Origin of the sequence: Vreelandella hamiltonii (genome assembly GCF_014651775.1) — a bacterium.
GTDB lineage: Bacteria > Pseudomonadota > Gammaproteobacteria > Pseudomonadales > Halomonadaceae > Vreelandella > Vreelandella hamiltonii.
Genome location: NZ_BMXN01000005.1, coordinates 14,396 through 27,951 on the forward strand (window position 1 = coordinate 14,396; position 13,556 = coordinate 27,951).

11 protein-coding genes are annotated in these 13,556 nt (G+C 59.5%); 4 read left to right on the top strand and 7 right to left on the bottom strand.

Going from position 1 to position 13,556, the window contains the following annotated elements; all coding sequences use genetic code 11:
• Positions 1 to 14: 14 nt before the first annotated feature.
• Together IE091_RS05850 and ppnN are read right to left on the bottom strand one after the other, a co-directional pair.
• Positions 15 to 743: a sulfite exporter TauE/SafE family protein gene (locus IE091_RS05850; protein ID WP_081193248.1), complete on the bottom strand. Its 729-nt coding sequence runs from the start codon at positions 741 to 743 to the stop codon at positions 15 to 17.
• A 33-nt stretch (positions 744 to 776) separates the two neighbouring features.
• Positions 777 to 2,159, bottom strand: a complete 1,383-nt coding sequence (gene ppnN / locus IE091_RS05855; protein WP_308428117.1) for a nucleotide 5'-monophosphate nucleosidase PpnN — start codon at positions 2,157 to 2,159, stop codon at positions 777 to 779.
• A gap of 215 nt (positions 2,160 to 2,374) precedes the next feature.
• Here ppnN and IE091_RS05860 point away from each other — a divergent pair, with 215 nt between their 5' ends.
• A complete protein-coding gene (locus IE091_RS05860) occupies positions 2,375 to 3,274 on the top strand; it encodes a LysR family transcriptional regulator (RefSeq protein WP_039178064.1) in 900 nt (299 codons plus the stop codon).
• Positions 3,275 to 3,306: 32 nt separating this feature from the next.
• On the opposite strand, the gene gcvP is transcribed toward IE091_RS05860, so the two are convergent.
• Positions 3,307 to 6,198, bottom strand: coding sequence for an aminomethyl-transferring glycine dehydrogenase (gene gcvP, locus IE091_RS05865; RefSeq protein ID WP_189463026.1), 2,892 nt, complete (start codon positions 6,196 to 6,198; stop codon positions 3,307 to 3,309).
• A gap of 165 nt (positions 6,199 to 6,363) precedes the next feature.
• Entirely contained in the window at positions 6,364 to 6,753 is a 390-nt protein-coding gene (gene gcvH, locus IE091_RS05870) for a glycine cleavage system protein GcvH (RefSeq protein ID WP_039178059.1), read from the bottom strand.
• Positions 6,754 to 7,162: 409 nt separating this feature from the next.
• Between gcvH and IE091_RS05875 the strand changes: the two genes are divergently transcribed.
• Positions 7,163 to 8,566, top strand: a complete 1,404-nt coding sequence (locus IE091_RS05875) for an alanine/glycine:cation symporter family protein (RefSeq protein WP_039178057.1) — start codon at positions 7,163 to 7,165, stop codon at positions 8,564 to 8,566.
• A gap of 88 nt (positions 8,567 to 8,654) precedes the next feature.
• The gene (gene gcvT / locus IE091_RS05880; RefSeq protein ID WP_189463027.1) at positions 8,655 to 9,767 is read left to right on the top strand and encodes a glycine cleavage system aminomethyltransferase GcvT; all 1,113 of its coding nucleotides are present in this window, start codon (positions 8,655 to 8,657) and stop codon (positions 9,765 to 9,767) included.
• 47 nt (positions 9,768 to 9,814) lie between these two features.
• Here the strand turns inward: gcvT and IE091_RS05885 are convergent, their stop codons facing one another.
• The 3 genes from IE091_RS05885 to IE091_RS05895 all read right to left on the bottom strand — a co-directional run bounded on the left by IE091_RS05885 (position 9,815) and on the right by IE091_RS05895 (position 12,664).
• Positions 9,815 to 10,597: a LysM peptidoglycan-binding domain-containing protein gene (locus IE091_RS05885; RefSeq protein ID WP_189463177.1), complete on the bottom strand. Its 783-nt coding sequence runs from the start codon at positions 10,595 to 10,597 to the stop codon at positions 9,815 to 9,817.
• Between the two features lie 119 nt (positions 10,598 to 10,716).
• Entirely contained in the window at positions 10,717 to 11,598 is an 882-nt protein-coding gene (locus IE091_RS05890; protein WP_189463028.1) for an acyltransferase, read from the bottom strand.
• A gap of 169 nt (positions 11,599 to 11,767) precedes the next feature.
• Positions 11,768 to 12,664 carry a LysR family transcriptional regulator gene (locus IE091_RS05895; RefSeq protein WP_039178048.1) on the bottom strand — a complete coding sequence of 299 codons (897 nt, stop codon included), beginning with the start codon at positions 12,662 to 12,664 and terminating at the stop codon, positions 11,768 to 11,770.
• 186 nt (positions 12,665 to 12,850) lie between these two features.
• Here IE091_RS05895 and IE091_RS05900 point away from each other — a divergent pair, with 186 nt between their 5' ends.
• Positions 12,851 to 13,549, top strand: a complete 699-nt coding sequence (locus IE091_RS05900) for a CoA transferase subunit A (protein WP_189463029.1) — start codon at positions 12,851 to 12,853, stop codon at positions 13,547 to 13,549.
• The last annotated feature ends 7 nt before the right edge of the window (positions 13,550 to 13,556 follow it).

Genomic DNA, 13,556 nt, shown 5'->3' on the forward strand with positions numbered 1-13,556 from the left:
TGCCCTAGTATAGACTAGGCCATCAATGCATCCACGACGATCTTGATGGCAATCGTGGCCAACAGGCACATGATGAGCCTGTCGAACCAGCGATGCGGCAGGCGTTTGCCCAGCCTGGCGCCCAGGGGCATGGCTGCCAGAATGACCAGCAGGGCAGCCAGGCTGTACAACGAGCGCTCCCAGGTGAGAATCCCGGCGCTGAGCAGAGCCGGGATCTGTACCAGCGTGATCGCCACGAAGAACACCGAAATCGAGCCGATGAACACCGGGCGCTCCAGGCGCATCGCGTTAAGAAAGGTCACCGACGCCGGGGCGGACATGCCCGCCGCACCTTGCAGCACGCCTGCCACTAGCCCCACCGGCAACACGATGCGCTGCGCCAGTGGGAAAGGCAGCGTAAAGCTGCGGTTGGCCAGCTTGATGGCCAGGTAGAGCACGATGGCAGCCGCCACGCCCAGCGACAGCAGCGTGGGCGACAGCACCACCAGCCCCCAGGTGCCGATCACGATGCCCAGCCCACCGGAGAGGCCGAACCAGAGCAGAAAGCGATGCGGCAGCAGATGGTGGCGGTACTGCCAGACCTGCAGGGCATTGCTGAACAGGTTCGGGGCCACCAGCACGGCAATGGCCAGCTTGACGTCGTACAGCATGGTCAGCACGGGAATGACGATGACCGGTACGCCAGAGCCGATGGCACCCTTGATGATCCCCGCGGCCATCAGCGTCAGGAAAGCGACGATCATGCGGCGTTACTTAGATTACTTGAGTACATGGGCTTATGTGAGCACATAGCAGGGCGTGTAGGGCTGCCCGTCCAGTTTCATGCGGCCCTGGGCCACGAAAGAGCCGAGCAGGTCGTCCAGGCGCTGCATCAGCTCGGGCTCTGCGGTCAGTTCGAAAGGCCCGTGAGCCTCGATGGCCCGAATGCCCGGCTCTTTCACGTTGCCTGCCACGATGCCCGAAAAAGCGCGGCGCAGGTTGGCTGCCAGCTCGTGGGTGGGCTGCTGGCGGTGCAGCGCCAGGCTGCGCATGGCTTCGTGGGTAGGCTCGAAGGGTGCCTGGAACTCGCGGGCAATGGTCAGGCGCCAGTTGTAGTAGAACGCATCCTGGTGCTGGCGGCGGAACTCGCTGACCTGGTGGATGCCATCGCGCATTTTGCGCGCCACGGCCGCCGGGTCCCCGGTGATGATGGTGTAGAAGCGGCGGATCTCTTCACCCAGGGTGTAGACCAGAAACTCGTCGATCTTCTCGAAGTACGCGGCGGAACTGGCGGGGCCGGTGAAGATCAGCGGGAAGGGAGTGTCCTGGTTGCCGGGGTGCAATAGAATGCCCAGCAGGTAAAGGATCTCTTCGGCGGTACCCACGCCACCGGGGAACACGATGATGCCATGGCCCAGGCGCACGAAGGCTTCCAGGCGCTTTTCGATGTCCGGCATCACCACCAGCTCATTGACGATCGGGTTGGGAGCTTCAGCAGCGATGATGCCAGGCTCGGAAATGCCCAGGTAGCGGCCTTCCTTGCGGCGCTGCTTGGCATGCGCGACGTTGGCACCTTTCATGGGGCCTTTCATGGCCCCCGGGCCGCAGCCGGTGCAAATGTCCAGATCGCGAAGACCCAGGTGATAGCCGACGTCCTTGGTGTATTCGTACTCTTCACGGGAGATCGAGTGGCCGCCCCAGCACACTACCAGGCTCGGGTCGCGGCCCGGCTTCAGCGTGCCCGCCTTGCGCAGAATGTGAAACACGGCATTGGTGGTGCCTTCGCCAGTGCTGAGATCGAAGCGATTATGATGCTGGATCTCGTTATAGACGTAGACGATGTCGCGGATGATCGACGACAGGTGCTCACGAATGCCGCGTATCATGCGTCCGTCAACGAAGGCTTCCGCTGGCGCGTTGGTGAGCTTCAGGCGTATGCCGCGATCCTGCTGCAGCACTTCGATGTCGAAATCCTTGTAGGCTTCGAGAAGGGCCAGGCTGTCATCGGTAGGGCTGCCGCAGTTGAGCACGGCGAGGGCGCAGCGGCGCAACAAGTCATGCAACCCACTTTTCGAGGTGCTCTTGAGGCGATTGACCTCATGCTGAGACAGTACTTCCAGGCTGCCTTCGGGAGAAATAATGCTGGAAATGGTGGCGCGGGGTGCTGAAGGTTGCGTCATTGTATGGACTATCCCTGAGTATGATCATGACCAATCGGCATACTAGCATGCTGCTCCCTCACGTTCAGCTGCCTTGCCCTGCTAAGGGCATCCGAGCCCGAGGCGGTCGTTTTTTATGCTAGGCTAGAGGCTTGGCGCCGGTAGGCATCCATTCTAGGCGCCCTGATGATCCTCACTGTGACAGTGACCGTTAATGATGAAGTTGCCGGGAACCCATGTTCAACGCTCAATACTTTCGTACCTTTATCACACTGGTGGAAACGGGCAGTTTCACGCGCACCGCGCGACGCCTGGAGATGACGCAGCCGGGCGTCAGCCAGCACGTCAGAAAGCTGGAAACCTATCTGGATAAAGCGCTGATCGAGCGTCACGGGCGCAGTTTTACGCTGACCGAGTCTGGTCGTCGCGCTTACGACTATGCGTTGAAGCTGTTCGCCGAACATGAGCAGTTCAGGCATGGTCTGGACGATGATTCGCTGGATAGCGGCGAGTGCCGCATTGCCTCTCCTGGCAGCGTCGGGCTGATGTTCTACCCCTACATCCTGGGGCAGCAGCAGATGCACCCCAGCCTGACCGTCAACTACAGCTTTGCCTTCAATCATGAAATCGTCAACGACCTGTTGGAAGGGCGTTACGATATCGGCATCGTCACCGAGCAGCTCAACCATACCGAGCTTGCCTGCACCGTCTGGCACAAGGAGCCTCTGTGCCTGGTGGTACCCGCCGACTTCGCGGGCAGTACCCTGGCCGAACTGATGGGGTTGGGCTTCATCAATTACTACGATGGCATCAATCACGCCAACGCGCTGCTACGGGCCAACTTCCCCGACGAGTTCCGCTCCATGACGCATTTTCGCCATCAGGGGTTTACCAACGAAGTCAGCATGGTGCTGGACGCCGTGGCCCGGGGGCTCGGCTTTACCGTCGTGTCACGGCTGGTATTGGAAACTTCTCCCTGGCAGCGCCAGGTGAAGCCGCTGCCACTGTCGCAGGTCATTCACGAAGTGCTCTATCTGCTGCGGCGCAAGGATTCCGTGTTGCCCAAGCGTTACGAGAAGCTGCTCAAGGGCTTCCATGATCAGCGGCTACAAGAAACGACGCCTCTGGAACCCTGAACAGGGCCCAGAGGCGTGTGAGGGGGGCTTGCCTAGCGGCGGTATTCGTCAATGCTGGGGCACGAGCACACCAGTTGGCGATCACCAAAGACGTTATCCACTCGGTTGACCGACGGCCAGTACTTGGCGGCGGCGACGGCTTCGCTGGGGAAAGCCCCTAGCTGGCGGTCATAGGGGCGCTGCCAGTCGCTGTCCATGACGTCGGCCTGGGTATGCGGCGCATTGACCAGCGGGTTGTTGTCCAGCGGCCACTCTCCATTCTCGACGCGCGCGATCTCTTCACGAATGGCAATCATCGCGTCGCAGAAGCGGTCGATCTCGTAGAGTGATTCGGACTCGGTAGGCTCGATCATCAGCGTGCCGGGTACCGGGAAGGACATGGTCGGCGCATGGAAGCCATAGTCCATCAGTCGCTTGGCGATATCTTCTTCACTGATACCCGAGGCGCTCTTGAGCGGGCGGATGTCGATGATGCACTCGTGGGCCACATAGCCGTTCTGGCCGCGATAGAGAATCGGGTAGGACGGCGCCAGCCGTTTGGCGATGTAGTTGGCGTTGAGAATGGCGATCTCCGTTGCCTCGCGCAGCCCCCGCGCGCCCATCATTTTGATGTACGCCCAGGAGATGGGCAGGATCGAGGCGCTGCCAAAGGCGGCAGCAGAGACTGCGCCACCGGGCTGTACGCCATCGATGGGCGTGACCACGTGGTTGGAAACGTAAGGGGCCAGATGCGCCTTGACGCCAATGGGGCCCATGCCCGGACCGCCACCCCCGTGAGGAATGCAGAAGGTCTTGTGCAGGTTGAGGTGCGATACATCCCCGCCGAAGTCGCCTGGGCGTGTCAGTCCCACCTGGGCGTTCATGTTGGCACCATCCACGTAGACCTGGCCGCCGTGCTGGTGAATCACCTCACACATCTGACGAACGTGGGACTCGAACACGCCGTGGGTAGACGGGTAGGTGATCATCACCGCCGAGAGCCGCTCGCTGTACTGCTCGGCCTTCTGGGTCAGGTCGGTCAGGTCGATGTTGCCGTTGGCGTCGCACTCGACCACCACCACCTCCATGCTCAGCATGGCGGCAGATGCCGGGTTGGTGCCGTGGGCAGAGCTCGGAATCAGACACACATCCCGGTGGGCTTCGCCTTGGGCGGCCTGGTAGCGGCGAATGGCCAGCAGGCCGGCATATTCGCCCTGAGCGCCAGAGTTGGGCTGCATGGAGATATGGTCATAGCCGGTCACTTCCACCAGGAAAGCGGCCAGCTCGTCAATCATCTGATGATAGCCCGCCACCTGGTCGCGAGGCGCGAAGGGGTGCAGATGCGCGAAGGCAGGCCAAGAGACCGGAATCATCTCGCTGGTGGCGTTGAGCTTCATGGTGCATGAGCCCAGCGGAATCATGGCATGGGCCAGGGAGAGGTCCTTGTTCTCCAGGCGTTTCAGGTAGCGCAGCATTTCGGTTTCGCTGCGGTAGCGCGTGAACGTCGGATGGCTCAGGAAGTCGCTTTCCCGCTGGTACTCTGCCGGAATACCTGCCAGCTTGCCTTCCACCACTTGCTCGTCGAGGGCGGCGACGGAAAGACCGTGCTCATCGCCGAGCAGGACATCGAACAGGGTCGCGACGTCATGGGCCGTCGTGGTTTCATCGAGGCTGATGCCGACATCGCCATTGGCGAAATAGTGCAGGTTGATGTCATGGGTCATGGCGCGGCCATGAATCTTGCCTGCATCGACCTGGGTAAGGCGCAGCGTATCAAACCAGCTATCGTTGGCCAGCTGCACACCCGCCTGTTGCAGGCCGGTGGCCAGCAGGGTGGTCAGACGGTGAACGCGGCCAGCGATTTTGCGCAGCCCCTCGGCACCGTGATAAGTGGCATAGAAACCGGCAATGTTGGCCAGCAGCGCCTGGGCGGTACAAATGTTGGAAGTGGCCTTCTCGCGACGAATGTGCTGTTCGCGGGTCTGCATGGCCATGCGCAGCGCGGTCTTGCCACGGCTGTCTTTTGAAACGCCGATGATGCGGCCCGGAATGGAGCGCTTGAGCTTGTCGGAGGTGGCAAAAAACGCCGCGTGAGGGCCACCGAAGCCCATGGGTACGCCAAAGCGCTGCGAACTGCCCACCACGATGTCGGCACCAAAGATACCGGGCTCTTTCAGCAGTACCAGGCTCAGCAGATCCGTGGCGACACAGGTCATGATGCCGTTCTGCTGGGCCTTGGCGAGTAGCGGGGCGAGGTCGGTGATGTTGCCGCTGGCGGACGGGTACTGAACCAGCGCGCCGAACACCTCCTCGTCTGCCAGTTGCTCCGCCGGTGCAATCTTCAGTTCGAAGCCAAAGAATTCCGCGCGGGTCCTGATGACGTCCAGGGTTTGCGGGAAGACGTCTTCGGCCACGAAAAAGGTGTTGGACTTGCTCTTCTTGTTGCCGCGTTTGCACAGCGCCATGGCCTCGGCGGCGGCGGTGGCCTCATCCAGCAGGGAAGCGTTGGCAAGTTCCATGCCGGTGAGATCCATGACCACCTGCTGGAAATTCAGCAGACCTTCCAGGCGCCCCTGAGAAATCTCGGGCTGGTAAGGCGTGTAGGCGGTGTACCAGCCTGGGTTTTCCAGCACGTTACGCTGGATCACGGCGGGCATATGAGTGTTGTAATAACCCTGGCCAATGTAGCTTTTGGCCACGCGGTTTTGGCGTGCCAGCTGGCTCAGGTAATCCAGGGCTTCTGCTTCACTGCGGGGGGGGGCCAGTGCCAGTTCGCGGCCCAAGCGAATATCGCTTGGCACGGTCTGCTCGATCAGATCTTCCATACGCTGCAAATCGAGCGCTTTTAGCATGGTGGCGACATCGTCGGGGCTAGGCCCGTTATGGCGTTTGATAAAAGCATCGTGGTCGGCCAGTTCGGCCAAACGGCGTGTTTCAAAAGGCATGGGAAGGTTCCGAACGTGATGAGTAAACCGTGGGGGCTCAGGGCAGCCTGTTCTGCGTGGCTGTGGTGCCGCTCGTACAACCCGTGGGAGGTTGTGCGGCCGCGTGATGCATCAGGGTGTTAACGTGAACGCCTGCACGGAGGCAGGCGTTCGGGTGAAGCAGAATCAATCGTCGGTGCTGAGCGACGCCTGGTAGGCATCGGCATCCAGCAGGCCTTCCAGGGCCTGACCGTCAACGCGTACCTTCATGATCCAGCCACCTTCGTAAGGGGCTTCATTGACTGTTTCAGGCGCATCTTCCAGCGCTTCATTGACCTCGATCACTTCGCCATCCACCGGCGAGTAGAGATCAGAAGCAGCCTTGACCGATTCGATCACGCCAAACTCTTTGCCCTTGCTGAGGCTCTGACCGACCTCCGGCAGCTCGACGAAGACCACATCGCCGAGCGCTTGTTGGGCGTGGTCGGTAATGCCGACGGTAACGGTACCGTCCTGATGATCCAGTACCCATTCGTGGCTGGCAGCGTAGCGCAAATTAGCTGGAAGATTGCTCATGAAGGTTCCCTTGTTAAACAGTGGAGTGAACGACAGCATACTAGCGTTTGTCGTTCAGCTTGGCGACTGTTGGGCACGGGCTGTCTGGCGTGCCATGAGCGTATGGTACCTTGTTTCCGATTGGAAACAAGTTTCTCTTGAGTGTCAAAATGAGAAAAAATGCATGTCATTCACGGCATGGCAAGGCAGGCTGGTTTTCCAAAAAAAGAGGCTTTCTCTGCCTTTTGGCGACATGACCATGGATGTACACCAGTAAAATGGTATAAAACATGCCAATCTTGCGTTTTTCCAGCGTGTAGTCAGCGCTATGGTAGGCATGCGTGAGGGTGTTCTTCCGTGAGCGTCATGGGTGGGAGAGCGACAGGACCTTTATAATAAATTTACTAATCCTTCGGTTAAGGAGAGTCGTGTGGAAATGTTGACGAGCCTATTGGGCGCAATTAACGGCGTGGTGTGGGGGCCGTTGATGCTGGTGTTGCTGCTGGGGGTGGGTATCTACCTGCAAATTGGCTTGAAACTGATGCCGATACGCAAGCTCGGCATGGGTTTCAAGCTAATGTGGCAAGGCCGCGATGTAAAACCTGCCGACAAGAGCGCTTCGAAAGCCAGCGATGAAGGCGAGATTTCGCCTTTCAATGCGCTGATGACGGCGCTCTCTGCCACCATTGGCACAGGTAACATTGCCGGTGTCGCGACGGCCATCGCGCTGGGTGGCCCAGGTGCGGTTTTCTGGATGTGGATTACTGCGTTAGTGGGCATGGCGACGAAATTCGCCGAGGCGGTTCTGGCGGTGCGTTACCGTGAAACCGACAGCACCGGTCACCACATTGGTGGGCCGATGTTCTATATCAAGAACGGCCTGGGCAAGAAGTGGCTATGGCTGGGCGGCCTGTTTTCATTCTTTGGTGCCGTGGCTGCCTTTGGCATTGGTAATACCGTGCAGTCCAACTCGGTGGCGGATGCCATGGATGCCACCTTTGGCGTGCCCCATTGGCTGACGGGGGTGATCATCATGGTACTGGCCGGGGCGGTGATTCTCGGTGGTATCAAGCGTATTGCCAAGGTGGCAGGCAAGCTGGTGCCGATCATGGGGATTGCCTATGTCGCCGCCGGGCTGCTGGTACTGATCGTCAATGCCGGACAAATTGGCGAGGCTTTTGGGCTGATTTTCTACTATGCCTTCAACCCGATTGCCGCTGCCGGTGGCTTTGCCGGTGCTGCCGTCATGGCGGCCATTCGTTTTGGCGTGGCGCGGGGCATCTTCTCCAACGAAGCGGGCCTCGGTAGTGCGCCCATCGCCCATGCGGCGGCACAGACCCGCAACCCGGTTCGTCAGGGCTTGATCGCCATGCTGGGTACGTTCATCGACACGATCATCGTGTGTACCATCACCGCGCTGGTCATTCTGACCTCTACGGTATGGATCGATGGCGAAGCAGGGGCCTCTCTGACCGCGCTCTCCTTCGATGCGGCCTTGCCGGGCTTTGGTAATCAGATCGTGGCCGTGGCGCTGGCCATCTTTGCCTTTACCACCATTCTGGGCTGGTCGTTCTACGGCGAGAAGTGCTGCCAGTTCCTGTTTGGCACGCGCTCCATCATGCTGTACCGCGTGCTGTTCGTCTTGGCCATCCCGCTGGGTGCCATCGCGCAGCTGGGCTTCATCTGGCTGATGGCCGATACCTTCAACGCGATGATGGCCATTCCCAACCTGATTGCGCTGGCGCTGCTGTCGCCGGTTGTGTTTAAACTCACTCGGGATTATTTTGCGGGTAAGGACATCCTGCCGGGTGAAGCCCTGGATCACGATAAATAAGCGCCTTTCACAGGCGGGAAGATAAGATCCATCAGAGCCGGGAAGCCTTTAAGGCTTCCCGTTTCTCTTTTGACCATTGAGGAAACCCATGACCGAACTTAAACGTACGCCGCTGCATTCACTGCACACCCAGCTAGGCGCGAAAATGGTGCCCTTTGCGGGCTACGAGATGCCCGTACAGTACCCGTTGGGGGTGAAAAAGGAGCACGAGCATACGCGCCAGCAGTGCGGCCTGTTTGACGTATCGCACATGGGGCAGATTCTGGTGTCCGGCGACGGTGTGGCAGACGCGCTGGAGACGTTGATTCCCGCCGATCTGGTGGGGCTGAAGGTCGGCCAGCAGCGCTATGGCCTGTTTACCGGGACCGAGGGCGGAATCATCGATGACCTGATGGTGGTGAATGCCGGAGATCACTTCTATCTGGTGGTCAATGCGGCCTGCAAGGATCAGGATATTGCTCATCTACGCACCAACCTGGGTTCTACTCACCAGATCGATGTGCTGGATCGAGGTTTGCTGGCGCTGCAAGGGCCCCAGGCGCGTGATGTCATGCAGCGCCTGTGCCCCGCGGCCTGCGACATGACGTTCATGCAACATGGTCGTTTCAGCCTGGCCGGTCACGAGGTGTGGATCAGCCGCAGCGGTTATACCGGAGAGGATGGCTTCGAGATTTCCGTGGCCGCAGAGGCGAGCCAGGCGTTGGCCGAAGCGCTACTCGCCGAACCGGAAGTGGAGGCGATTGGCCTGGGGGCACGGGATTCCCTGCGCCTTGAGGCGGGACTGTGCCTTTACGGTCACGACATGGACATGACCACCACGCCGGTAGAGGCCAGTTTGATCTGGGCCATCGGCAAGCCGCGCCGGCATGGGGGAGAGCGCCCGGCAGGCTTCCCGGGGGCGGATATCATTCTGCATCAGGTGGATGCCAAGGATCATTCCCGCAAGCGGGTCGGTCTGGTGGGGGAAGGGCGTGCCCCTGTGCGTGAGGGCGTCACGCTGGTGGATGAGTCAGGCCAGGAGATCGGTCAGGTAACCTCCGGCGGGTTTGGCCCCAGCGTCGGCAAGCCCGTGGCCATGGGCTACGTGGAACGGCAATGGGAAGCGCCGGGCACGACGGTGTTTGCGCTGGTTCGGGGTAAATCGCTGCCCATGACGGTCACGCCAATGCCTTTCGTGGAACCAGGCTACTATCGAGGGTGAGGTACTTCTGTGCAAGCCCCCAAAAGCGGGGGCTTGCTCGATACCTTCTATCTCAACACCTGTCGCGGGTCGATGGGCTTGCCGCCCTGGCGCAGGTCGAAGAGCAGATCATAGCGCTGCGTCGAGGCGCTTTGGCCAACTTCGCACAAGGCATCGCCAGTGCTGACCTGCTGGCCGACGTTGACCAGCAGCCGCTCGCAAAGCGCATAGACGCTTTGCAGGTTGTCTGCATGATGTACGATCACCACCTCACCCAACTGGCGCATGCCATCGGCAAAGCGCACTTCTCCAGGCGCCACGGCCTTGGCCTTGGCACCAGCCTGGGTGGCCAGCAACATCGGTTGCAGCGTGCCACGGCTATCGGCACCAAAGCGCCGCACGACCCGGTAATCTTCCAGTGGCCATGGCCAACGGCGTGCCGAGGCGGGCAGGCTGGCGCTGGGCGTTGCCGCAGGCGTCGCGGGTGCTGCCGATGAGCCGCTCGACCCGCCACTGCTGGCTGCAACGGCTCTGCCACTGCCGCTCAACGGTACGCTGATGATCTGGCCCACCCGCAATGCGGTAGCGGGGGTGCCGGGGTTGGCGCTCTGGATCCTTCCTGTGGTCGTGCCGAAATGGCGTGCAATGCCAGAATAGGTATCACCAGCGCGTACCTGATAGCGGTAAGGTCCGCCTGAGGGCGCGCGCTCCTGCTGGGTGGGTATCAACAGCCGTTGGCCGACGTTCAGGCGTCGCGCATCGACGCCCGGATTGAAGCGCTCCAAGCGTTCGATGGGGACATTGGCGCGAGCGGCCAACTGCCCCAAGGTGTCTCCGCGGACCACTTCGATCCAGTCACCGCTCAACGTGCTGGCGCTGCTGCTTGCTGGGGCGCGTTGGCTGGTTGCGGGGGTCGAGCTGGCACAGCCCGCCAGCAGGCTGACGACCAGGCAAGCGCTCAACCAGTGCCCTAGTCGTGGTCGCTGAGAGTGTCCAGCAACGCGTCTTTTTCCTGCCACAGTGAATTGATCCATGCGTGGAAGCGTTCCTTGTGCTGCGAATCTTCGTGGTAGTTGGCATTTTGCATCCACTCCGGGATATCAATCTGCCTGGCTTCGAGGGTAATCGGGGCTTCTTTTCCACACAGAAAGCCCATGAACGTCGGGGTTGGATTGGTATAGCTGATGGTGACATCAAGGATACCATCCAATTGGTTACCCAGCAGGCTAAGTACTTGCCCGATGCCGCCTGCCTTGGGACGCAACAAGTGACGATAAGGGCTTTGCTGTGCATCACGCTTGAGCGGCGTGAAGCGAGTGCCTTCCACAAAATTGAAAATCGAAATGGGGGCGTGCCGTGCACGGCGGCAAATTCGCTCGGTGGATTCTCTGTCGATCGTGGCCAGCTTTGGGTTTCTGGTAATCTGCTCGCGGGTAAAACGTCGCATGAAAGGAAATTCCAGCGCCCAGAAAGCCAGCCCCACAATCGGAATCCAGATCAGTTGATGCTTGAGAAAAAAACGCGGCATCGGGATGCGACGATGGAGCGCCATGAACAGAATGAAAATATCGGTCCAACTGCGGTGATTGGAAATGACCAGCCACCACTGCTCGGGCGTGAGGTTGTCGGGCACCTGAATGGACACCTGCGGCTTCAACCATAGGCGCATCCACCATAGGTTGACGCCTATCCAGTTCAAGGCCACCGCGCACAGCCCCTTCAGCAACCACTCCTTGGCCTTTCGGCCAGGTGCCATTACTTTGAGCAGCGTCAGAATAATCAGGGGCACACCCCAAACCAGTGTGTTCAGCGTCAGCAGCAAGATGCTGACACCCCCTTTGATAATTGGCATACCGCGATCCTTGATCTACTGATACTACGCACAAAGCGATACTACGCACAAAGCAACTGCCAAGGCCCCTGATGTGGAAGGCGTGCCAAGACGACTCTACGCATGTGAAGACAAATGCTAATGGAACAAGCGCGAGCTGCCCAGCATAACTTTGCCATGAAGGGCGTTGTCAGTGCCGCGCCAGCCTGGGAGTTTTAACGTTTTCGATGAGGACGTTACGCAGCGCATGAGCCGCGACGGAGAGCTCCTGATGGGTCAAGATGCCCACTCGACAGGCAATGCTGGGCTCGGTCAGTGGCAGGCAGTGGGCACCTAGCTCGTCCATTTGTTGAATACACATGGAGGGCACGGCGCTGACGCCCAGACCCGCAGCGACCATGCGCCCCACGGTCGACAGCTGATGGCTTTCGAAGGCGACGGGCAGTTCGATACCTTGAGTAGCTAATTCCTGTTCCAGCAGGCGCCGTACCATGGAAGGGCGTTGCAGGGTGATCACGTCGTGGCGCAGCAGCTCTTGCCAATCCAGGCTTTGCCGATGGGCCAACGGGGAGTCGAGGGGGACGACGGCCACGAACTGATCTTCGAAGAGTGGCGTAAAGCTCAAGCTGCCAGCGCCTTCGGGGGCGAACGCAATGCCCAGCTCGACTTGCCTGGAGCGCACCATGTCCATCACTTCTTCATTGATGACATCGTGCACGGTGACGTTGATCTTGGGATAGCGCTGACGGAACTTGACCAGCGCGCCGGGCAGCAAGTTGCAGGCAAACGACGGCATGGCGGCCACGCTCAGCCGTCCCAGCTGCAGGGTAAAGCGTTGCCGCAAACGTTCTTCGGTGTTGTCCCACTGGGCCAGCAGGTGCTTGGCCAGCGGAAACAGCGACTCCCCCTCGGGTGTGAGCCGAACGCTACGCGTGCTGCGAATCAGCAGCTTGCCGCCCAGTGAGTCTTCGAGCCCTTTGATGGCCAGGCTGAGCGCGGGTTGGGAAAGATGCAGGCGTTCGCATGCCTGAGTAAAGCTGAGTGTTTGGGCCACGGCCAGAAAGGCCCTGAGCTGCTTGACGGTCATGAGAACTCTTTATAAGTTATTAAAATAAATTGATAAGAAAAACAAACTTAACAAATATATCACCAGACACAACACTGACTCTATCGAAGCAACTGCATCCAGCGCGCAGCTTTTGTGCCAGACTGGTCAGCAACCACGTAACCAACAATATCTGATAACGTTTTACCAACCACGTGAGGCAACACAATGGCAGGATTCGACAAGCGTGTATCTTCCTATGAAGAAGCAATGGAAGGCCTGGAAAGCGGCATGACCGTGATTGCAGGTGGCTTTGGCCTGTGTGGCATTCCCGAGAACCTGATTGCCGAAATCAAACGCCGTGCGGTCAATGACCTGACCGTGGTGTCCAACAACTGTGGTGTCGATGGCTTTGGGCTGGGTATCCTCCTCGAAGACCGTCAGATCAGCAAGATCATCGCGTCCTATGTAGGCGAAAACGCATTGTTCGAGCAACAGATGCTGAACAATGAAATCGAAGTGGTGCTGACACCGCAAGGTACGCTGGCAGAGAAGATGCGCGCAGGCGGAGCGGGCATCCCGGCGTTCTTTACAGCCACCGGGTACGGTACGCCGATCGGTGAAGGCAAGGAAGTGCGTGAGTTCGACGGTCGTCACTATATCCTCGAAGAGGCTATCAAGGGTGACTTCGCCATTGTCAAAGGGTGGAAAGCCGATTGTTACGGCAACGTCATGTACCGCCACACCGCCCAGAACTTCAATCCCATGGCCGCTACTGCCGGCAAGATCACCGTCGTAGAAGTAGAGGAGATCGTTGAGCCAGGCGAACTGGAGCCCAGTCAGATCCATACGCCGGGTATTTATGTGGATCGCATCATTCAGGGCACGTTCGAGAAACGTATCGAACAGCGCACCGTGCGCAGCTAATCAACGA

Bases quoted from the DNA above. Each gene is read 5' to 3' on its own strand.
- IE091_RS05890 (WP_189463028.1), bottom strand. From the start codon at position 11,598: ATGCCAATTATCAAAGGGGGTGTCAGCATCTTGCTGCTGACGCTGAAC.
- ppnN (WP_308428117.1), bottom strand. From the start codon at position 2,159: ATGACGCAACCTTCAGCACCCCGCGCCACCATTTCCAGCATTATTTCT.
- gcvP (WP_189463026.1), bottom strand. From the start codon at position 6,198: ATGCCTTTTGAAACACGCCGTTTGGCCGAACTGGCCGACCACGATGCT.
- gcvT (WP_189463027.1), top strand. From the start codon at position 8,655: ATGACCGAACTTAAACGTACGCCGCTGCATTCACTGCACACCCAGCTA.
- IE091_RS05860 (WP_039178064.1), top strand. From the start codon at position 2,375: ATGTTCAACGCTCAATACTTTCGTACCTTTATCACACTGGTGGAAACG.
- gcvH (WP_039178059.1), bottom strand. From the start codon at position 6,753: ATGAGCAATCTTCCAGCTAATTTGCGCTACGCTGCCAGCCACGAATGG.
- IE091_RS05895 (WP_039178048.1), bottom strand. From the start codon at position 12,664: ATGACCGTCAAGCAGCTCAGGGCCTTTCTGGCCGTGGCCCAAACACTC.
- IE091_RS05900 (WP_189463029.1), top strand. From the start codon at position 12,851: ATGGCAGGATTCGACAAGCGTGTATCTTCCTATGAAGAAGCAATGGAA.
- IE091_RS05850 (WP_081193248.1), bottom strand. From the start codon at position 743: ATGATCGTCGCTTTCCTGACGCTGATGGCCGCGGGGATCATCAAGGGT.